Below are 19,517 nucleotides of genomic sequence, written 5' to 3'. Positions count from 1 at the left end.
CACCGTTGTGGCGGCGCGAGCCGCTGACCGTTGCGGGCAACCGCGCCGCCACCGTTGTGGGCAACCGCGCCGCAACCGTTGCGGGCAACCGCGCCGCAACCGTTGTGGGCAATCGTTCCGCAGGGCGGAACGGGTGGGCACAACCCACGACGCACGGTACGTCGAAACCGTGGTCCAGCCCCGGTAGGGGAAGGTCAGTCGTTCTCGAGGACGAAGGACGTCTGGGCCTTCCCGAGGCCCGGCGCCTTCGCCTCGACAAGGTACGTACCCGCCTTCGCCGAGCCCGCCGCAGGCGTAGCGCACTGAGGTGCACTCGCATGCCGGTCCCACACCACGGTCTGTGTGACGCTGCCCTCCGCCGGCACCCGCAGCAACAGACTCCCGCTGCCCTCCGGGCAGTCCGACGACGTCCAGAAGGCGTCGTCACTCCCGGTCAGCGTGATCGTCAGCACCGCTTCCTTCGGCCCGAGATCCACCTTGCAGTCGGCCCCCGACGTGTTCCGGGCGATCAGCTCGAACTCCGGCTTCTCACCGGGCTCGTACGCGTTGCGGACGCTGCGTACCGTCAACTTCACCGCGCCGGCAGTGCAGTCGGGCAGGCCGGACCCGGCCGGGAGCCGGTCGCCCGAGCCACCGCCGCCCGTTGCGCCGTCCGGGGATTCGGTCGCGCCGGTCCCGTCCGAGCCGTCGGAACCACCCGTCTCGCCGGAGCCCTCGCTCTCCCCGGAGCCGTCACCGCCGCCCGACTCGTCGCGCCCGCCCGGGTGTTCGCTGATCGCAGGCCCGGATCCGGAGGGACCGGGCGTGATCGAGGGGGCGGGGTTCTTGCCGTCGGTGTCGCCGGCGTTGTTGCTGCCGCCTCCGCCACCGTAACTGACGGCCCATACGACGAGCAGAACCAGCAGGGCGACCACGGACAGCAGAACGGCCCTCCGTCGCCAGTAGATGCTGGAGGGAAGCGGCCCGACCGGATTGCGCAGTGATCCCACGGCGCAAACTGTACGAGAGATCAGCGGGTTATCCTGCCCCACCCGCCGCCCCGCGTCCCAACTTCTGCGGATCATCATCCCGGCCGCGCAGCCTGTACACATCCCTGCCCCGTGCCAATTCCTGCCTTTCGCTCCATACGGGACCGAACGACGCCGCACTGCTCTGCTCGGTGCGCTGCTGCCTGGGAATCGGCCGTCTGAGGGCGCCCCGAAGCTCTAGACACGGCCCGGAATCATGTCCTCCGGCGTGTCCCTCCCGCCTCTCACCTGGCCTTCTCTCCTGGCATGGGCGCGGATGACGGCTCGGTGTGCGGCACCGTGGCAGGATCGTGCGTGCCATGACTGCTCCCACGAAAACCATGCCAGCAACCCCGTCCACGGCGGCGCCCATGCCGTCCTGCCGCACCGCATCCGGCACCTCGGGGGCCACCCCGGGCGCCCCGGACGGAGCCGCCCTGCACGCCCCCGTCATCGCATGGTTCGAGGAGAACGCGCGCGATCTGCCGTGGCGCCGGCCCGAAGCGGGACCGTGGGGGGTGATGGTCAGCGAGTTCATGCTGCAGCAGACCCCGGTCAACCGCGTGCTGCCTGTGTACGAGCAGTGGATGGCCCGCTGGCCGCGCCCTGCCGACCTGGCCGAGGAGGCACCCGGGGAGGCCGTCCGCGCCTGGGGCAGGCTCGGCTACCCGCGGCGCGCGCTACGGCTGCACGGTGCCGCGGTCGCCATAACGGAGCGGCACGGCGGCGACGTACCGACGCAGCACGCGCAGCTGCTCGCGCTCCCCGGCATCGGTGAGTACACCGCCGCCGCCGTGGCGTCCTTCGCCTACGGGCAGCGGCACGCCGTCCTCGACACCAATGTGCGCAGGGTCCTCGCGCGCGCCGTCACCGGCACGCAGTACCCGCCCAACGCCACCACCGCGGCCGAGCGCAGGCTGGCCCGCGAGCTGCTGCCGGAGGACGAGTCCATGGCATCGCGCTGGGCCGCCGCGTCCATGGAGCTCGGGGCGCTGATCTGCACGGCCAAGAACGAGAGCTGCGTCCGGTGCCCCATCGCCGCGCAGTGCGCGTGGCGGCTGGCCGGGAAGCCGGCGCACGAGGGGCCGCCGCGTCGTGGCCAGACGTATGCGGGGACCGACCGCCAGGTGCGCGGTCGGCTGCTTGCCGTGCTGCGGGAAGCCGTCGCGCCCGTTCCGCAGGCCGTGCTCGACCGTGTGTGGGACGAGCCCGTGCAGCGGGCCCGGGCGCTGGACGGGCTGGTCGCCGACGGTCTCGTCGAGCCGCTGCAGGGCGGTCTCTACCGTCTGCCGCTCGCCTGACCTCCCCGCGCCCGATCGACCGCCCGCTTCCCGTCACGGCCGGGCCGGCCACCCGTTACGGCCGTCCGGCTTCTGTTACACAACCGCCGGACAGCCGTGCGTCCGTCGCAGGCTGCTTCGGACAGCCTCGTGACAACTGCTCCGTAGCTTCATGCCCTACCGCACAGGGCGCGCACCAGCGCGAACACGGGGTCGGAACGGAGGCGGTCAGCGATGTCGCACGGCGAGGTGCTCGAGTTCGAGGAGTACGTCCGCAGCAGGCAGGACGCCCTGCTGCGCAGCGCCCGGCGTCTGGTCCCGGACCCCGTCGACGCACAGGACCTGCTGCAGACCGCGCTCGTGCGGACGTACGGCCACTGGGAGGACATAGCCGACAAGCGGCTGGCGGACGCGTATCTGCGCCGCGTCATGATCAACACGCGGACGGAGTGGTGGCGGGCCCGCAAGCTGGAGGAGGTGCCCACCGAGCAGCTGCCGGAGCCGAGCATCGAGGACTCCACCGAGCAGCACGCCGTCCGCGCCCTGCTGATGGACGTCATGAACGTGCTGGCTCCCAAGCAGCGCAGCGTCGTCGTGCTGCGACACTGGGAACAGATGTCCACGGAGGAGACGGCCGCCGCCCTCGGCATGTCGGCCGGCACGGTCAAGAGCACGCTGCACCGGGCGCTCGCCCGGCTCCGTCAGGAGCTGGAGAGCCGCGACCTCGATGCGCGCGTGCTCGAACGTGAGGAGCGGGAGCGTTGCGCGGCCGCCTAGGCACTCGGGCCATACGAGGCAAACGGGTCATACAACGGCTACGGGCCATACGCGGCGACGCTCTCGCCGCCCGACGCGGCGGCGGCCGGACCGGAAAGAGAACCCTGACGGCGGGGGGCGCGGCGGCGGCCGCGCTCGCCGCCCTCGGTCTTACCCTCACCGGGTGCGGCGCCGGCGGCACCGGTGCGCGCGACGAGGGCCCGGCACGGGGCGCCTCGGTCGCCCAGCCCACGCCGTCCCCATCCCCCTCGCATACGGTGCAGCGCGTCGACGCGGTCGCGCTGGTCAAGAACGATCCCACGGTGAGCGCCGAGGTCAAGCGTGATCTGAAACCGTGCGTCGCCGACGAGTACCCGGTCGACGTCTCCTATGGCAAGCTGACCGGCGGTGCTTCGAACGACATCGTCGTCAATGTCATGACCTGCGGTGATGCGGTCGGTGTCGGCTCGTATGTGTACCGCATGGCCGGGGGGAGGTACCAGAACGTCTTCCGGGCCGAGGAGCCGCCGGTCTATGCGGAGATCGACCGGGGCGACCTCGTGGTCACCATGCAGGTGTACGAAAAGGGCGATCCCGTGGAGTATCCGTCCGGCGAGAACGTGATCACCTACCACTGGTCCGCGAACAGGTTCGTCGAGCAGTCCCTTACGCACAACGACTACAGCAACGCGGTGGGCGGGGGCTCGCCCACCACCTCGCAGCACTGACACAGAAGACAGAAGGCAGCACATCGGATGGCAGAGCAGACCCACGTACTGTTCGTCGAGGACGACGACGTCATCCGCGAAGCCACCCAGCTGGCGCTGGAGCGCGACGGCTTCGTGGTCACCGCCATGCCGGACGGGCTGTCGGGGCTCGAGGCGTTCCGGGCCGACCGGCCCGACATCGCGCTGCTGGATGTGATGGTGCCGGGCCTCGACGGCGTCTCGCTCTGCCGCCGCATCCGCGACGAGTCGACCGTGCCTGTGATCATGCTGTCGGCGCGCGCCGACTCGATAGACGTCGTCCTGGGCCTGGAGGCGGGCGCCGACGACTATGTGACCAAGCCGTTCGACGGCGCCGTGCTGATGGCCAGGATCCGCGCCGTGCTGCGCCGCTTCGGCCACGCGAACGCGGCCGCCGCCGGTGCCGGGAGCGCGGCCGGTGCGGGGCAGGCGAGCGGCGGAGTGCTGCGCTTCGGCGATCTGGAGATCGACACGGAGGGCATGGAGGTACGGCGCGGTGGCGCGCTGGTGGGGCTGACGCCGACCGAGATGCGGCTGCTGCTCGAGTTCTCCTCCGCGCCCGGCACAGTGCTCTCCCGCGACAAGCTGCTGGAACGCGTGTGGGACTACGGCTGGGGCGGTGACACGCGCGTGGTCGACGTCCATGTGCAGCGGCTGCGGACCAAGATCGGCCAGGACCGGATCGAGACGGTCCGCGGCTTCGGCTACAAGCTCAGGGCCTGAAGGAGTACGCCGTGGACCTGGGGGGTTTCGGCGGCCGGCGGCGGCCGCGCTTCGGCAGACCATCGCTGCGTACCGGGGTGCGGTGGAAGATCAGCGCGGCGATCACGCTGGTCGGCGCGCTGGTGGCGCTCGCGCTGAGCCTGGTCGTGCACAACGCGGCGCAGGTCTCGATGCTCGACAACGCACGCGACGTGCAGGTCGAGCGCGTCCAGGTCGCGCAGCGCATGTACGAGACCACGGGCCGGCTGAACTTCATCGGCGTCAAGGTCAACGATCCCGCCATCCCGGAGGCGCTGCGGGCCAAGGCCCTGGCCGGGCGCCGGGCCACGTATGTCTCGGAGAAGGTCAACGGCGTGCCCGACATCTGGGCCGCCGTCCCGCTGAGCGACGGCCGCGTGCTGTCGCTCCACACCCGGTTCACGGACCGCAGCGCCGAGGTCATGAAAGACCTGGACCAGGCCTTGATCATCGGTTCGATCGCGGTCGTCTTCGGCGGCTGCGCGCTCGGTGTGCTCATCGGCGGCCAGATCTCGCGGCGGCTCCGCAAGGCCGCGGCCGCGGCGGGCTCGGTCGCCCAGGGACAGTCGGACGTACGGGTGCGCGACGCCATCGGCGGTGTCGTACGCGACGAGACCGACGACCTCGCGCAGGCGGTGGACGCGATGGCGGACGCGCTCAAGCAGCGCCTGGAGGCCGAACGCCGGGTCACCGCCGACATCGCCCATGAGCTGCGCACACCCGTGACGGGGCTGCTGACGGCGGCCGAGCTGCTGCCCCCAGGCCGGCCGACCGAGCTCGTACGCGACCGGGCGCAGGCCATGCGCACGCTCGTCGAGGACGTGCTGGAGGTCGCGCGGCTCGACAGCGCCTCGGAGCGGGCCGAGCTGCAGGACATCATGCTGGGCGAGTTCGTGACCCGGCGGGTCGCGACCAGGGACGCGGACATCGCGGTGCGCGTGGTGCACGAGTCGGAGGTCACGACCGATCCTCGGCGCCTGGAGCGGGTGCTCGGCAATCTGCTGGCCAACGCCGCCAGGCACGGCAAGCCGCCGGTCGAGGTCACCGTGGAGGGCCGGGTGATCCGCGTACGCGACCACGGGCCCGGCTTCCCGGAGGAACTCCTCGCCGAAGGGCCGAGCCGGTTCCGCACCGGCAGCAGGGACCGCTCGGGGCAGGGCCACGGCCTCGGCCTGACGATCGCGGCAGGCCAGGCGCGCGTGCTCGGCGCACGTCTGACCTTCCGCAACGTACGGCCGCCCGGGGCACCCGACCGCGTACCGGCGGAGGGCGCGATCGCGGTGCTGTGGCTGCCGGAACACGCGCCGACGAACACGGGAAGCTTCCCGCTGCTGGAGGACTGAGCTGAACGGAACCGGTGGAGCCCGCTAAGCAGGTCGGACGAGGTCGGCAGCGCCCCGAAGGGGCGCGGGGAACTGCGCGACCAGCCACGACGACGCCGCACCCGAACGACGGCACCTCGCGGCAATTCCAGCGGAGCGCCTAGCAGGCCCACTCCTTGTCGAAGTCCAGCCCGCCCTCCCTCCGCTGCGTGAACGAGAACCAGTTGCCGGAGTCGTCCCGGAAGATCGCCTCCGTGCCGTACGGACGCTCCTGCGGCTCCTGCAGGAACTCCACTCCGCGCGCCTTCAGCTTCTCGTAGTCCCCGTGGATGTCGTCGGTGGTGAGCACGCCGGGGCCGAGGACGCCCTTGGCGACCAGCTTCTTGATCGCCTCCGCCGACTCGGGGTCCACCATCGGCGGGCCCGGCACCGCCAGCGTCAGCTCGACGTCGGGCTGGTCCTTGGCGCCGACCGTGAGCCAGCGCATGCCGCCCTCGCCCATCGTCATGTCCGTACGCACCTCGAGGCCCAGCTTCTCGGTGTAGAACTCCTTGGCCCGGTCCTGGTCGAGGACCCAGACGGTGGAAATGGCGAGTCCCTTGATCATCGTGTGCTCCGTGTGTGGGTGAGGGACGGAATTCGATGTGGTGCGTGGTCGCGCGGTCGCGTGGCCTGCCTGCCGCTTGGCCGCGTCCTGTCAGGGCGAGGCGCAGCTGCCGCAACTTCTCCACATCAGTGATGCTGGCACGGCCCACTGACAACGACGCCCGACCAGCGCCCCGAACCCTGGCCGACCAGGACCGGCGGCCGCGGGCCCGCCACCCTGGCCGACCAGGACCTGCGGCCGCGAGCCCGGCCGCCCCGGCTACCCCGGCAGCCCCGCCCACACGCCGAAGGCCCCCTCGCCACCCTGTCCACACGCCGAAGGCCCCCGGCACGCCGTGCACGCCGGAGGCCTTCAGCCCCGTTTCGCCCCCCGCTTCGGGAACCGGAAGAAGCGGATCACACGGCCTCTGCCGCCGCCTTCCCGGCCTGCGGGGCCGCGTCGTCCGCGCCCCCGGCAGGCTTCTGTGGTCCCGCGCCGCGCAGCGGGACCTCCTTCACGAACACCGCCGCCAGCAGGGCGGCCGCGGCGACGGCCGAGCCGAGCAGGAACGCCGAGTGCGTGCCGGCCGACACCGCATGCTGGTAGGCCTCGCGGGCTGCCGCGGGCAGCTTGGCCAGGCTCGCCGCGTCGAGCTGTGCGGACTTCTCGGTGATCTGGCTGCCGAGGTCTCCGGCGCGCTCGGCCATCACGTCCTGCACCCGGTGGTTGAAGAGGGCACCCATGATCGCGACGCCGAAGGACGAGCCGAGCGTACGGAAGAGGGTGGTCGAGGAGGAGGCCACGCCCATGTCCCTCATCTCGACGCTGTTCTGCGCCACCAGCATCGTGATCTGCATCAGGAAGCCCATGCCCGCGCCGAGCACGGCCATGTACAGACCCGAGGTGAGACGCGAGGTCCCGGTGTCCATCTGCGCCAGCAGGAACAGCCCGGCGATCATCAGCACGCTGCCGGCCACGGGGAAGACCTTGTACCTGCCGGTGTTCGTGGTGACGCGGCCCGCGATGAGCGAGACGACCATCATCGCCAGCAGCATGGGCAGCAGGAGCAGACCCGAGTTGGTCGCGGACGCGCCCTGGACGGACTGCTGGTACAGCGGCAGGAAGAGGACCGCGCCGAACATCACGAAGCCGGTGACGAAGCCGATCACGGACATCAGCGTGAAGTTGCGGCTGCGGAAGATGTGCAGCGGCAGGATCGGTTCCGCGGCCTTCGTCTGGACGAAATAGAAGCCGACGAGCGAGGCGACACCGATGCCGATGAGCTCCATGATCACGGCGGAACCCCACGCGTACTCCGTACCGCCCCAGGTGGTGACCAGCACAATCGCGGTGATGCCCACGGCGAGCAGCGCGGCGCCCAGGTAGTCGATCCGGCTCTGCGTCCGCTTCTTCGGCAGATGCAGGACCGTGCCGACGGCGGCGAGGGCCACGGCGCCGAGCGGCAGGTTGATGTAGAAGGACCAGCGCCAGCCGAGGTGGTCGGTGATCGTGCCGCCGACGAGCGGTCCGCCGATCATGGCGAGCGCCATCACGCCGGCCATCATGCCCTGGTACCTGCCGCGCTCCCGCGGCGGAATCAGGTCGCCGATGATCGCCATCACGCCGACCATGAGCCCGCCGGCGCCCAGCCCCTGGATGGCGCGGAAGCCGATCAGCTGCCCCATGTCCTGGGCCATGCCGCTGAGGGCGGAGCCGATCAGGAAGATGACGATGGACGTCAGGAAGACGCCCTTCCGCCCGTACATGTCGCCGAGCTTGCCCCAGATGGGGGTGGATGCTGCGGTGGCGAGCGTGTACGCGGTGACGACCCACGAGAGGTGCTCGAGGCCGCCGAGCTCGCCGACGATCGTGGGCATCGCAGTGCCGATGATCATGTTGTCGAGCATCGCGAGCAGCATGGCGATCATGAGGGCGAGCAGCACGACGCGCACGCTGCGCGGCTGCCTGCCCCCTTCGGACGCCTCTTCGGCCGGGTGCGCCTTTTCGGCCGGGCCGGACGGGCCGGCCGCGACGGCGTCGACGGGTCGCTGGCTCTGGGACATCTCGCACTCCCCCTGGGACGACAAGGAAGCAAGGCGACCCGCGAACGCACTTACTTGCCGCCCGGCTAGTTAACTACACTGAGGAAACTAGAGCGGCAACTTGCCGGGCGTCAAGTAAGTTTTTGACAAAGCGGTTTTGCGAGTGCGAGGAGCAGCCACCATGGGCATCACGGGGAGCAACAAGCAGCGCCGGGGGAATACGCGCCAGCGCATCCAGGACGTGGCGCTCGAACTGTTCTCCGCACAGGGCTACGAGAAGACCTCACTGCGCGAGATTGCCGAGCGCCTGGAGGTCACGAAGGCGGCGCTCTACTACCACTTCAAGACCAAGGAAGACATCCTCATCAGCCTCTTCGAGGACCTGGTGAGGCCCATGGACGAGCTGATCGAGTGGGGCAGGACCCAGCCGCACACCCTGGAGACCAAGCAGGAGGTGCTGCGCCGCTACAGCGAAGCGCTGACCGGTGCCGCCCCCCTCTTCCGCTTCATGCAGGAGAACCAGGCGACCGTGCGCGAACTGAGCATCGGCGAGATGTTCAAGGAGCGCATGATCACCCTGCTCGACATCATCAAGGACCCCGACGCCCCGCTGACCGACCAGGTCCGCTGCATCAGCGCCCTGTTCTCGATGCACGCCGGCATGTTCGTCCTCAGGGACGTCGAAGGCGACCCCGAGGACAAGCGCAAGGCTGTCCTCGAGGTCGCCATCGATCTGGTGACGCAGGCCCACTCCGGCGGCTGAGCCGTCGGACGGGTCCGCCGCGCTCATCGGTGAGCGGCCGGCGGCGACCCGTCAGCAGTGATCAGCGCCCGTCAGCAGTGATCAGCGCCTGTCAGCGGTGATCAGATGCTGACGCCGTGCGCGCGCAGGAAGGCGGCCGGGTTGATCGCGGAACCGTAGTTCGGGGTCGTGCGGATCTCGAAGTGCAGGTGCGGGCCGCTGGAGTTGCCGGTGTTACCGGACAGGGCGATCTTCTGCCCCGCCTTCACGGCCTGGCCGACCCGCACGTTGACCTTCGACAGGTGGGCGTACTGCGAGTACGTGCCGTTGCCGTGCTTGATCACGATGGCGTTGCCGTACGCCGGGCCGTCACCGGCACCGTTCGGGCCGGCCTTGACGACCGTGCCGCCGCCGACGGCGGCGACCGGGGTGCCGACCGGCACCGCGAAGTCCTGGCCGGAGTGCTTCTGCGACCACATGCCGCCGGCCTGGGCGAAGCTCGCGGTGAGCGTGTAGCGCTTGACCGGCTTGACCCAGCCGCCGGCCTTCTTGGCAGCGGCCTCGGTGACCGACGTCTTGGCCACGGTGGCGGCCTTGGCCTGGGCATCGGCCTGCGCAGCGACGGAAGCGGCGGTGGTCTTGGACAGCGCCGAGGCGGTCACACCGGTGTCCGCAGCGGCCGCGACCCCGGCACCGAGGAACGCCGATGCTCCCAGGCTGACGGCGACGACCGCCGCACGGGTACGAAGCAGGGACGAGCCGGGAATGCGGGACGTGGCGAGCTTGGACATTCAGGACCTCCGGGCGTAAGCGAACCCAGCACGCAAAAGCCGTATGCCGGGCGGGACAAAACATTGGTAACCCGCCACCCAGCCGACGCCCAAAAGCCCCTTCTACTAGCTCAGGTCGTAGCAAAACATCACATTCCCGGCCTCTTGACAGACTTCGCAAGACCCTCAAATCCACCCGAATCGGCCCAGGGTTACCCATCCAGGGCGAGGCTTAGCCGCAGTTGGCAGGCCGTGCGAACTGCTTAAACCTGCAGCTTCAGGGACGTACACCCCAAACCACCCAGCGCACACGCCCACCCTGGAGCGACAAAACGGACACTTCATGCAAGACAGTCCACTAATTCACCTAGTAACGGACAAAACGCCTGTGCGTCATGTCACTGGAGGGCGAGTTCAATGCCTCGGAATTGTGACCTGGGCTACTCGGGGAATGTGACCTGAGTTACCCGGAGAATGTGACCTGGGCTACTCGAATTCGGCCCAGCGCCCGGGATTCCGGGTCGTGACGTGGACCTCGCCACTGCGTTGCAACGCGGTCGAAACGCTGCCGCCGGACCTTCGCTGGAGGTGACCCGGCCCGCCGTGCCGCCGTGCCCGCCGTGCCGCTGGGCGCCACGGTGCCCGCTCTGCTCGTCCACGCCAGGCGCCCCGCGCCCCGCGCCACGCGTGCTCCGCGCCCCGCGTCACGCGCTCTGCGTCCCGCCTCGCAGCGCAGCGCGGCCACGCGGCTCCGCGCCCCGCGTCACGCGCTCTGCGTCCCGCCTCGCAGCGCAGTGCCATACGGTGACGCGCCGCGGCCCCTGCGCCCGTCTTCCAGGCACACACACCCGGCGCCGAGCAGCGCCGCCACGCACCAGCGCGTGGCGGCGCAAAGGCAGGCCGTCTGACGGGTCGTACGAGCTCCTGCGGCCTCAGAAGACCCCTCAGAAGACCTCAGAGGAAAGGGGCTCCCTGGGCTGACCAGAGACAAAAAGGGGGCTGCCCCGGGACCGAAGTCCCGGGGCAGCCCCTTGTGTCGTTCAGGCCAAGCGCTGAGCGCTCAGGCCTCCTTGCTCAGGTTCGGCCCCGAGCCGCCGCCCGCCGCCGACTCGATCGGCGGCACGTCCGGCAGGGCCGACTTCTCCTCGCCGCGGAAGGTAAAGGTGCGGGCCTCGCCCTCGCCCTCCGTGTCCACGACCACGATGTGGCCGGGGCGGAGGTCGCCGAAGAGGATCTTCTCCGAGAGGACGTCCTCGATCTCGCGCTGGATGGTCCGGCGCAGCGGCCGGGCGCCCAGAACGGGGTCGTAGCCCTTCTTTGCGAGGAGCGACTTGGCGGTCGAGCTGAGCTCGATGCCCATGTCGCGGTCCTTCAGGCGCTCGTCCACCTTGGCGATCATGAGGTCGACGATCTGGATGATGTCTTCCTCGGTGAGCTGGTGGAAGACCACCGTGTCGTCGACACGGTTCAGGAACTCCGGGCGGAAGTGCTGCTTCAGCTCGTCGTTGACCTTGGACTTCATGCGCTCGTAGTTGGTCTTCGTGTCCCCCGTGGCGGCGAAGCCGAGGTTGAAGCCCTTGGAGATGTCCCGGGTGCCGAGGTTGGTCGTCATGATGATGACCGTGTTCTTGAAGTCCACGACCCGGCCCTGGGAGTCGGTCAGGCGACCGTCCTCCAGGATCTGCAGCAGGCTGTTGAAGATGTCCGGGTGGGCCTTCTCCACCTCGTCGAACAGGACGACGGAGAACGGCTTGCGGCGCACCTTCTCGGTCAGCTGGCCGCCCTCCTCGTAGCCCACGTAGCCGGGGGGCGAACCGAAGAGACGCGACACCGTGTGCTTCTCGCTGAACTCCGACATGTCGAGGGAGATCAGCGCGTCCTCGTCACCGAAGAGGAACTCGGCGAGGGTCTTCGACAGCTCCGTCTTACCGACACCCGAGGGGCCGGCGAAGATGAACGAGCCACCGGGACGCTTCGGGTCCTTCAGACCCGCACGCGTACGACGGATGGCCTGCGAGAGCGCTTTGATGGCGTCCTTCTGGCCGATGACCCGCTTGTGGAGCTCGTCCTCCATGCGCAGCAGACGCGAGGACTCCTCCTCGGTCAGCTTGAAGACCGGGATGCCGGTGGCCGTGGCGAGGACCTCGGCGATCAGCTCGCCGTCGACCTCCGCGACGACGTCCATGTCGCCGGCCTTCCACTCCTTCTCCCGCTTGGCCTTCGCCGCGAGCAGCTGCTTCTCCTTGTCGCGGAGAGAGGCCGCCTTCTCGAAGTCCTGGGAGTCGATCGCCGACTCCTTGTCCCGGCGCACGGCCGCGATCTTCTCGTCGAACTCGCGGAGGTCCGGCGGGGCGGTCATCCGGCGGATACGCATCCGGGAACCGGCCTCGTCGATCAGGTCGATCGCCTTGTCTGGCAGGAAGCGGTCCGAGATGTACCGGTCGGCCAGCGTGGCGGCCTGGACCAGGGCCTCGTCCGTGATGGAGACGCGGTGGTGCGCCTCGTACCGGTCGCGCAGGCCCTTGAGGATCTCGATGGTGTGCGGCAGCGACGGCTCCGCGACCTGGATCGGCTGGAAGCGGCGCTCGAGCGCGGCGTCCTTCTCCAGGTGCTTGCGGTACTCGTCGAGCGTGGTCGCACCGATCGTCTGCAGCTCACCGCGGGCCAGCATCGGCTTCAGGATCGAAGCGGCGTCGATGGCGCCCTCGGCGGCACCCGCACCGACCAGCGTGTGCAGCTCGTCGATGAACAGGATGATGTCGCCGCGGGTGCGGATCTCCTTGAGCACCTTCTTCAGGCGCTCCTCGAAGTCACCGCGGTACCGGGAACCGGCGACCAGCGCGCCCAGGTCCAGGGTGTAGAGGTGCTTGTCCTTCAGGGTCTCGGGCACCTCGCCCTTGACGATTGCCTGCGCCAGGCCCTCGACGACGGCCGTCTTGCCGACGCCGGGCTCGCCGATGAGCACGGGGTTGTTCTTCGTACGGCGGGACAGCACCTGCATGACCCGCTCGATCTCCTTCTCGCGCCCGATGACCGGGTCGAGCTTGGACTCGCGAGCGGCCTGGGTGAGGTTCCGGCCGAACTGGTCGAGGACCAGGGACGTGGAGGGGGTGCCCTCGGCAGGCCCACCGGCGGCGGCGGTCTCCTTGCCCTGGTAGCCGGAGAGCAGCTGGATGACCTGCTGCCGCACCCGGTTGAGGTCTGCGCCCAGCTTGACGAGGACCTGGGCGGCGACGCCCTCGCCCTCGCGGATCAGGCCGAGCAGGATGTGCTCCGTGCCGATGTAGTTGTGGCCCAGCTGAAGGGCCTCGCGGAGCGACAGCTCCAGGACCTTCTTGGCACGGGGGGTGAAGGGGATGTGCCCGGACGGGGCCTGCTGGCCCTGGCCGATGATCTCCTCCACCTGCTGGCGGACCGCCTCGAGCGAAATCCCGAGGCTCTCCAGGGCCTTAGCGGCGACACCCTCACCCTCGTGGATGAGACCCAGGAGGATGTGCTCGGTGCCGATGTAGTTGTGGTTGAGCATCCGGGCTTCTTCCTGAGCCAGGACGACAACCCGCCGCGCGCGGTCGGTGAACCTCTCGAACATCGTTAATCGCTCCTCAGAGCGGTCAGGCAGTAAGGGGACGCTCCCCTCCCTGTCCTTCCGCAGCTTAGTCCCGCAAGCGGGGACCGCTCATTCCAACTGCCGACACCCGTCCTTGGCCTCCCAACCCGGAACGCCGACAACTGCTCCAACCCGATGGTGCGAGACGATGTTCCCGCAGGCCAGGTAGTTACCCCCGCCACCAGTACGCCGATGGCGAACGTGAGACGCCCCAACCTTGCGTGTCGCCCCTCCCCACTAGGGATGTCTTACCCGTAACGACTGACACTCCATGCGGCGTGCCCCGGTTCCCTCCGCTACGGGCGAACAACCTTGCGCGCCCGCATGCGTCCACACGCCCCCTTGACGGACACTCTGCGCATCGATCGCACCACCTTGCGTAACCCGGAGCCTCTGCCAGGTGTTGCCCTTGCATGGTTCCTACGGTCCCTCCTCCGTCGCGCCCGGTCCACCCGAGCCGCCCGGCCGATCCGGTACGGCGGTGGTACGAGCACGAGCTCGGCTGGGACACGGCCGGCGGGACGCCTGTGCAGCTGCTGACGGGGCTGCGCTTCGACGTGCTGGAACTGCCCGCCAATGCGGGGCACGCGGTTCTGGGGCGGCTCGCGCCGCCCTGCCCAGTGGCTGTACAGGGACCGGTGATGCGGCTGCTGGTGGCCGCGGGAAGCGCAGAGGAGCTGCCGGGGCTGCTCGACTGGCTGGAGTGGGGCGCTCTCGCCCGGGATCTCACCGCGATCGGGGCGGGCGGGCGGATCGACGCGCCGACGCCCCCTGGGTGGGAGGGCTCGCCGGGGGCCGCCGTATGGCTGCGGCCCCCCGAGCCAGGATGCGAGGCGGAACCGACGCTGCCGGCCCTGGCTTCGCTGGGGGGCGGTGGGGGCGCCCCCGCTCTCGATCTCGTACGACTCGTGGACGCGGCGGCGACGGAGTGCCACCGGGCCCGGCTGCGGCGTCTGAGCGCTCAGGCGTTGGCCTTCTCGTAGGCCTCACGGATGGTCGCCGGGACGCGGCCGCGGTCGTTGACCTCGTAGCCGTTCTCCTTCGCCCAGGCGCGGATCTGCGCGGTGTCCTGGCCGGCGCCGGACGCTGCCGCACGCGCCTTGCCGCGGCCACCGGCAGCGCGGCCTCCGGTACGACGACCGCCCTTGACATAGGGCTCCAGAAGCCCGCGCAGCTTGTCGGCGTTGGCGGTGGTGAGGTCGATCTCGTACGTCTTGCCGTCCAGCGCGAACGTCACGGTCTCGTCCGCCTCGCCGCCGTCGAGGTCATCGACAAGAAGGACCTGAACCTTCTGTGCCACCGGATTTCCTTTCATCGAAACTTCAGGACCGGGGCCTGCGGCTTCAGCCGCTGTTTCGCCGGCCCCTGTTATATGCAGTGCTGCAGTACGTCGGAAAGCAAACCGCTTTTCCTGGAAAAACACAAACCCTTGGCAGAGACCCGGGCCCCAAGGGCGCCTGGAAACGTGCGCGTTTCGGACATAGGGCACCCGGGAACAGCGGTCCGGCTTGGAATAGCGCCTGATGATCACAGATGCAGAAGCATCCGGCTGTTGCCCAAGGTGTTCGGTTTCACTCGTTCGAGACCGAGGAACTCCGCGACGCCCTCGTCATAGGAACGCAGCAGCTCGCTGTAGACATCTGTGTCGACCGGCGTCTCGCCGATCTCCACGAAGCCGTGCTTGGCGAAGAAGTCGACTTCGAAGGTGAGGCAGAATACCCGGCGAACACCGAGCCAGCGGGCGGTCTGGAGCAGCTTCTCCAGCAACTGATGTCCGACCCCGGCGCCCCTGACCACGGGGTTCACGGCGAGTGTGCGGACTTCCGCGAGGTCTTCCCACATCACATGCAGGGCACCGCAGCCGACGATCTGCGCGTTGTCGTCGCGTTCCGCGACCCAGAACTCCTGGATGTCCTCGTAAAGCGTCACGGTCGCTTTGTCGAGCAGGATCCGCTGACGGACGTACGAGTCGAGTAGACGGCGTACGGCCGGAACATCCGATGTGCGCGCCCTGCGTACCGTGACGGCTTTAGCGGGGGCTTCCGGTGACTCTGCTGGCATGAGCGGACGCTATCGCCCGGCCTCACCCTCCGCAGAACCGGGGCTCTCGCGGCCTTCCGCGCTCTCGGGGCCTTGCACGATGCGGATGGCCGCGCGCAGCGCCTCCCGCTGTTCCGGCGACATCATGCCGAAGAAGGCGACGAGTGCGGCGGCCGCGTTGTCACTCTGCGACCAGGCTTCGTTCATGAGTGCTGCGGCGTAGGCGGCACGTGTGGAGACCGCCTCATATCGATAGGCGCGGCCTTCCGCCTCGCGGCGCACCCAGCCCTTCTGATGGAGATTGTCCAAAACGGTCATCACGGTGGTGTAGGCGATCGACCGCTCCTGCTGGAGGTCTTCCAGGACTTCTCGAACGGTCACCGGGCGGTTCCACTTCCACACCCGCGTCATGACCGCGTCTTCGAGTTCTCCCAATGGGCGAGGCACACCAGAACAATAGTGGGAGAAGCCACCAATGACGCGCCGAACGTGGCTTTTCAGCAACAAAAAGGGCGTATGACTCGAAAAGCTACGAGTCATACGCCGCTTCGGGCCTCGCGACCCAGGGCCGGGTCCGGGTCCGTGGGTGGGTCAGGCGTCGCGGGGCTCACCGGCCGGGCCGGCGGCCTCGGCGCGCGCGATGGCGGCGTCGACGGCCGCGTCTTCCTTGGACTTGTTGGCGCCGCCCTGGGACTTCACGATCGTCACGACCAGACCGGTGAAGAACACGGCCATCACGACCGGGGGCAGGAGCGCGGAGACGTATTCCATGCCCCCAGGGTAGCTAGACGGCGGCCAGCTTCTGCGGCGGGGCGGGCGGTGGCGCGGGCTTGCGCTTGGGAGGGAACACCTCGGCGGGGGTCGGCACGGGGCGCTGCGGGGCCGGACGCTCGGTCGGCGGCTGCTTCGGCTTCGGCGGCTTGGCCGGCTCCTTGGCGGCGAGGCCGCCGGGGAGGGCGAGCAGGCGGATGCGGGAGGTGGCGGCGAGGGAGGCGTGCGGGGAGTGCACGTGCGCCGCGGCGGCCGGCCGCCGGTGGGCTGCCTGCCGATCTGCTGTCTGCCCGTCTTCTGTCTGCCCGTCTTCTGTCTGCCGAGGGCCTGTCTGCCCGTCTGTTCGCCCTTCTGTCGGCTGGCCTGCTTGCCGGGCCGTCCGGCCGCCTGCCGCGGGTTGGCCGGGTACGGCAGTGCCGACCTGTGCGGGCTCTGCCGCGGCCTCACCAGCGTGGCCGGTGCAGCGGTGCAGGAGGGCTACGGCGACCGGGTTGCCGTCGGCGCCCAGCGCGCGCAGGGCCGCGACATCGTCCGGGGTCGACTGGTAGCCGCCGTTCAGGGCGTCCTCCAACAGCGCGAGGTAGCCGATCGCGCTGCCCGGGAGCGCGGCCCGGTAACGGGCGAGGTCCGCCACCAGGAAGGCGCAGAGCCGGTCACCCTCGCGGACCGCCTCATCGACGGACTCGGCGAGGCGCAGGCAGGCCTGGACGTCCTCGGCGGACACGGAGCTGGGGTGAAGGGCAAGAGCGAGGGCACGTCGGAGCACACGCAGCTCCTCCGCGCCGAACGCCATGCCACCGCGGGATCCGTAAGGCGTGGGCATGTCCTGACGATACGCGCTAATCAGACAAAAGCCCGCTATAACTCATTCCCGGGCGTGGCTTAGCTACGGGGGCCTCCGGCGGTGGGCGGAGCGCCGTCTGTCGGTGGGTGGCTCCGGCGCGTGCGCGGCTGCGGGGTGTCGGCGGCTGGTGCGCCACCTGCCGGTGGGTGGGTCGGGGCCGCGCCGGGATGTACGTCCTCGGTCTGGCGCCTAGCCGTACGTCGTCGGGCGAGCCCGGAGTCTGCGCCAGCCGCTGCGGGCGCACATCCCGCCACGTCCCCTCCGGCACGCTCGCGGCTTCCGGCCGGTGGGCGGTCCCGTACCGTTGTGGGCAATCGTTCCGCAGGGCGGAACGGGTGGGCACAACCCCACGACGGCGGGTGCCGTGAACCGTTGTCCCGCCCCCGGAGGGTCAGGTGCGGGACACGTTCCGCTCGTACACCAGGCGGAGCCCGATCAGCGTCAGCCACGGCTCGTGTTCGTCGATGGTCGAGGCCTCGCCGAGCACCATCGGAGCGAGCCCCCCGGTGGCGATGACCGTGACGTCGTCCGGGTCGTCGGCCAGCTCACGGGCCATGCGGCTCACGACGCCGTCGACCTGCCCCGCGAAGCCGTAGACGATGCCCGACTGCATGGCCTCGACGGTGTTCTTGCCGATCACGCTGCGGGGCCTGGCGATCTCGATCTTGCGGAGCTGGGCGCCGCGTACGCCGAGGGCCTCGACCGAGATCTCGATGCCGGGCGCGATGACGCCGCCGGTGTACTCCCCGCGCGCGGAGACCGCGTCGAACGTCGTCGCCGTGCCGAAGTCGACCACGATCGCCGGGCCCCCGTAGAGCTCGACCGCCGCGACCGCGTTGATGATGCGGTCCGCGCCGACCTCCTTGGGGTTGTCCATGAGGATCGGCACGCCGGTCTTGATGCCGGGCTCGACCAGGACGGCGGGGACGTCGCCGTAGTAGCGGCGGGTGACCTCGCGCAGCTCGTGCAGGACCGACGGGACGGTCGAGCAGATCGCGATGCCGTCGATGCCGTCGCCCAGCTCCTCGCCGAGCAGCGGGTGCATGCCCATGAGGCCGTTGAGCACGATGGCGAGCTCGTCGGCGGTACGGCGGGCGTCGGTGGAGATCCGCCAGTGCTCGACGATGTCGTCGCCGTCGAAGAGGCCCAGCACGGTGTGGGTGTTGCCCACGTCGATGGTGAGAAGCATGTGTGTTTACTCCGCCTCCGCCGCGGCCGGGGCCTCCCGCAGGTCCAGGCCGATGTCGAGGATCGGCGAGGAGTGCGTGAGGGCGCCCACCGCCAGGTAGTCGACGCCCGTCTCGGCGTACGCGCGGGCGTTCTCCAGGGTGAGGCGGCCGGAGGACTCCAGGATCGCGCGGCCGTGCACGAGGGAGACCGCTTCTTGGGTGTCGCCCGGAGTGAAGTTGTCCAGGAGGATCAGGTCCGCGCCCGCGTCCACGGCCTCGCGCAGCTGGTGCAGGGTGTCCACCTCCACCTCGACCGGTACGCCGGGGAACTCCTCGCGTACGGCCTTGAAGGCCTGCGCCACGCCGCCCGCCGCGACCACGTGGTTGTCCTTGACCAGTGCGGCGTCGGACAGCGACATGCGGTGGTTGACGCCGCCGCCGCAGCGCACCGCGTACTTCTCCAGCGACCTGAGGCCGGGCGTGGTCTTGCGGGTGTCGCGGACCTTCGCCTTCGTACCCTCCAGTGCGTCCGCCCACGCGCGCGTGGCCGTCGCGATGCCGGAGAGGCGACACAGCAGGTTGAGCGCGCTGCGCTCCCCGGTCAGCAGGTCGCGGGTGCGGGCTGTGACGCTGAGCAGCTTCTGGCCTGCGACGACCCGGTCGCCGTCCTCCACGTGCCGCTCGACCTCGAATTCGTCCGTGCAGACGACCGACAGGACGGCCTCGGCGACGCGGAGACCGGCGACGGTGCCCGCCTCGCGGGCGGTGAAGTCAGCGGTGGCGACGGCGTCCTCGGGGATCGTCGCGACGGACGTGACGTCCACGCCGCCCGCGAGGTCCTCCGCGACGGCCATGTGCGCGATGTCCTCGACCTCGACCGGGTCGAGTCCGGCGTCGGCCAGGAGCTGGGCGAGCGCGGGGTCGAGCCCGCACTCCATGGGGTCGTCGTACGCGTCCTCGCCGCCGCAGCCGCAGCCGTCGCCGCAGCCACCGCTCGGGAAGACGGGAAGATCGGGGGTGCTCACGTCGGTCACTGCTCCTGGGGACGGGACTGGGTGCGGGTCGGGGGGAGGTCCCCGGACGGGGACGGGGCG

19 protein-coding genes are annotated in these 19,517 nt (G+C 69.9%); 7 read left to right on the top strand and 12 right to left on the bottom strand.

Translation table 11 applies throughout. The annotated features are described in order from the left end of the window. Nucleotides 1-194: 194 nt before the first annotated feature. Nucleotides 195-989, bottom strand: a complete 795-nt coding sequence (locus STSP_RS29770; protein ID WP_067284108.1) for a hypothetical protein — start codon at nucleotides 987-989, stop codon at nucleotides 195-197. A gap of 338 nt (nucleotides 990-1,327) precedes the next feature. On the opposite strand from STSP_RS29770, the gene STSP_RS29765 reads away from it, so the two are divergent. The 5 genes from STSP_RS29765 (at nucleotide 1,328) to cseC (ending at nucleotide 5,873) form a co-directional block, all read left to right on the top strand. Further along, complete coding sequence (locus STSP_RS29765; protein WP_067284107.1) at nucleotides 1,328-2,308, top strand: HhH-GPD family protein; 981 nt, start codon at nucleotides 1,328-1,330, stop codon at nucleotides 2,306-2,308. 213 nt (nucleotides 2,309-2,521) lie between these two features. Then, the gene (locus STSP_RS29760) at nucleotides 2,522-3,064 is read left to right on the top strand and encodes a SigE family RNA polymerase sigma factor (RefSeq protein ID WP_067284106.1); all 543 of its coding nucleotides are present in this window, start codon (nucleotides 2,522-2,524) and stop codon (nucleotides 3,062-3,064) included. 47 nt (nucleotides 3,065-3,111) lie between these two features. Further along, nucleotides 3,112-3,771, top strand: a complete 660-nt coding sequence (locus STSP_RS29755) for a hypothetical protein (protein WP_408646384.1) — start codon at nucleotides 3,112-3,114, stop codon at nucleotides 3,769-3,771. Nucleotides 3,772-3,798: 27 nt separating this feature from the next. After that, nucleotides 3,799-4,512, top strand: a complete 714-nt coding sequence (cseB, locus tag STSP_RS29750) for a two-component system response regulator CseB (RefSeq protein WP_067284105.1) — start codon at nucleotides 3,799-3,801, stop codon at nucleotides 4,510-4,512. Then, entirely contained in the window at nucleotides 4,509-5,873 is a 1,365-nt protein-coding gene (cseC, locus tag STSP_RS29745) for a two-component system sensor histidine kinase CseC (protein ID WP_078067608.1), read from the top strand. The genes cseB and cseC overlap by 4 nt, the downstream gene beginning before the upstream one ends. Nucleotides 5,874-6,012: 139 nt before the next feature. Here the strand turns inward: cseC and STSP_RS29740 are convergent, their stop codons facing one another. Together STSP_RS29740 and STSP_RS29735 are read right to left on the bottom strand one after the other, a co-directional pair. Further along, nucleotides 6,013-6,459, bottom strand: a complete 447-nt coding sequence (locus STSP_RS29740; protein ID WP_067284103.1) for a VOC family protein — start codon at nucleotides 6,457-6,459, stop codon at nucleotides 6,013-6,015. A gap of 395 nt (nucleotides 6,460-6,854) precedes the next feature. After that, nucleotides 6,855-8,501 carry an MDR family MFS transporter gene (locus STSP_RS29735; RefSeq protein WP_078067607.1) on the bottom strand — a complete coding sequence of 549 codons (1,647 nt, stop codon included), beginning with the start codon at nucleotides 8,499-8,501 and terminating at the stop codon, nucleotides 6,855-6,857. 160 nt (nucleotides 8,502-8,661) lie between these two features. On the opposite strand from STSP_RS29735, the gene STSP_RS29730 reads away from it, so the two are divergent. Then, nucleotides 8,662-9,243, top strand: coding sequence for a TetR/AcrR family transcriptional regulator (locus STSP_RS29730; protein WP_067284102.1), 582 nt, complete (start codon nucleotides 8,662-8,664; stop codon nucleotides 9,241-9,243). A 101-nt stretch (nucleotides 9,244-9,344) separates the two neighbouring features. On the opposite strand, the gene STSP_RS29725 is transcribed toward STSP_RS29730, so the two are convergent. Further along, the gene (locus tag STSP_RS29725) at nucleotides 9,345-10,013 is read right to left on the bottom strand and encodes a M23 family metallopeptidase (RefSeq protein WP_067284101.1); all 669 of its coding nucleotides are present in this window, start codon (nucleotides 10,011-10,013) and stop codon (nucleotides 9,345-9,347) included. A gap of 1,039 nt (nucleotides 10,014-11,052) precedes the next feature. Further along, on the bottom strand, nucleotides 11,053-13,581 hold the full coding sequence (locus tag STSP_RS29720) for an ATP-dependent Clp protease ATP-binding subunit (RefSeq protein ID WP_067284100.1): 2,529 nt from the start codon (nucleotides 13,579-13,581) through the stop codon (nucleotides 11,053-11,055). 431 nt (nucleotides 13,582-14,012) lie between these two features. Here STSP_RS29720 and STSP_RS29715 point away from each other — a divergent pair, with 431 nt between their 5' ends. Next, nucleotides 14,013-14,582 carry an SCO3374 family protein gene (locus STSP_RS29715; protein ID WP_067284099.1) on the top strand — a complete coding sequence of 190 codons (570 nt, stop codon included), beginning with the start codon at nucleotides 14,013-14,015 and terminating at the stop codon, nucleotides 14,580-14,582. On the opposite strand, the gene STSP_RS29710 is transcribed toward STSP_RS29715, so the two are convergent. From STSP_RS29710 to nadC, 7 genes are all read right to left on the bottom strand, one after another. Continuing rightward, complete coding sequence (locus STSP_RS29710; protein WP_067284098.1) at nucleotides 14,561-14,899, bottom strand: histone-like nucleoid-structuring protein Lsr2; 339 nt, start codon at nucleotides 14,897-14,899, stop codon at nucleotides 14,561-14,563. The two genes, STSP_RS29715 and STSP_RS29710, sit on opposite strands and share 22 nt — an antisense overlap. A gap of 227 nt (nucleotides 14,900-15,126) precedes the next feature. After that, nucleotides 15,127-15,660: an amino-acid N-acetyltransferase gene (locus tag STSP_RS29705; protein WP_067284097.1), complete on the bottom strand. Its 534-nt coding sequence runs from the start codon at nucleotides 15,658-15,660 to the stop codon at nucleotides 15,127-15,129. Nucleotides 15,661-15,669: 9 nt separating this feature from the next. After that, complete coding sequence (locus STSP_RS29700) at nucleotides 15,670-16,086, bottom strand: BlaI/MecI/CopY family transcriptional regulator (protein WP_078067606.1); 417 nt, start codon at nucleotides 16,084-16,086, stop codon at nucleotides 15,670-15,672. 144 nt (nucleotides 16,087-16,230) lie between these two features. Beyond that, nucleotides 16,231-16,410, bottom strand: a complete 180-nt coding sequence (locus STSP_RS29695) for a hypothetical protein (protein ID WP_067284095.1) — start codon at nucleotides 16,408-16,410, stop codon at nucleotides 16,231-16,233. Nucleotides 16,411-16,423: 13 nt separating this feature from the next. Beyond that, nucleotides 16,424-17,233, bottom strand: coding sequence for a hypothetical protein (locus tag STSP_RS29690; RefSeq protein ID WP_078067605.1), 810 nt, complete (start codon nucleotides 17,231-17,233; stop codon nucleotides 16,424-16,426). Between the two features lie 412 nt (nucleotides 17,234-17,645). Further along, complete coding sequence (locus STSP_RS29685) at nucleotides 17,646-18,443, bottom strand: type III pantothenate kinase (protein ID WP_067284093.1); 798 nt, start codon at nucleotides 18,441-18,443, stop codon at nucleotides 17,646-17,648. A gap of 6 nt (nucleotides 18,444-18,449) precedes the next feature. Further along, nucleotides 18,450-19,448 (bottom strand): carboxylating nicotinate-nucleotide diphosphorylase, encoded by a 999-nt coding sequence (gene nadC / locus STSP_RS29680; RefSeq protein WP_067284109.1) that lies wholly within the window; start codon nucleotides 19,446-19,448, stop codon nucleotides 18,450-18,452. Nucleotides 19,449-19,517 lie beyond the last annotated feature (69 nt).

This window comes from Streptomyces jeddahensis (assembly GCF_001642995.1).
Taxonomy (GTDB): domain Bacteria; phylum Actinomycetota; class Actinomycetes; order Streptomycetales; family Streptomycetaceae; genus Streptomyces; species Streptomyces jeddahensis.
This window is presented reverse-complemented; position numbering and strand designations above follow the sequence as displayed.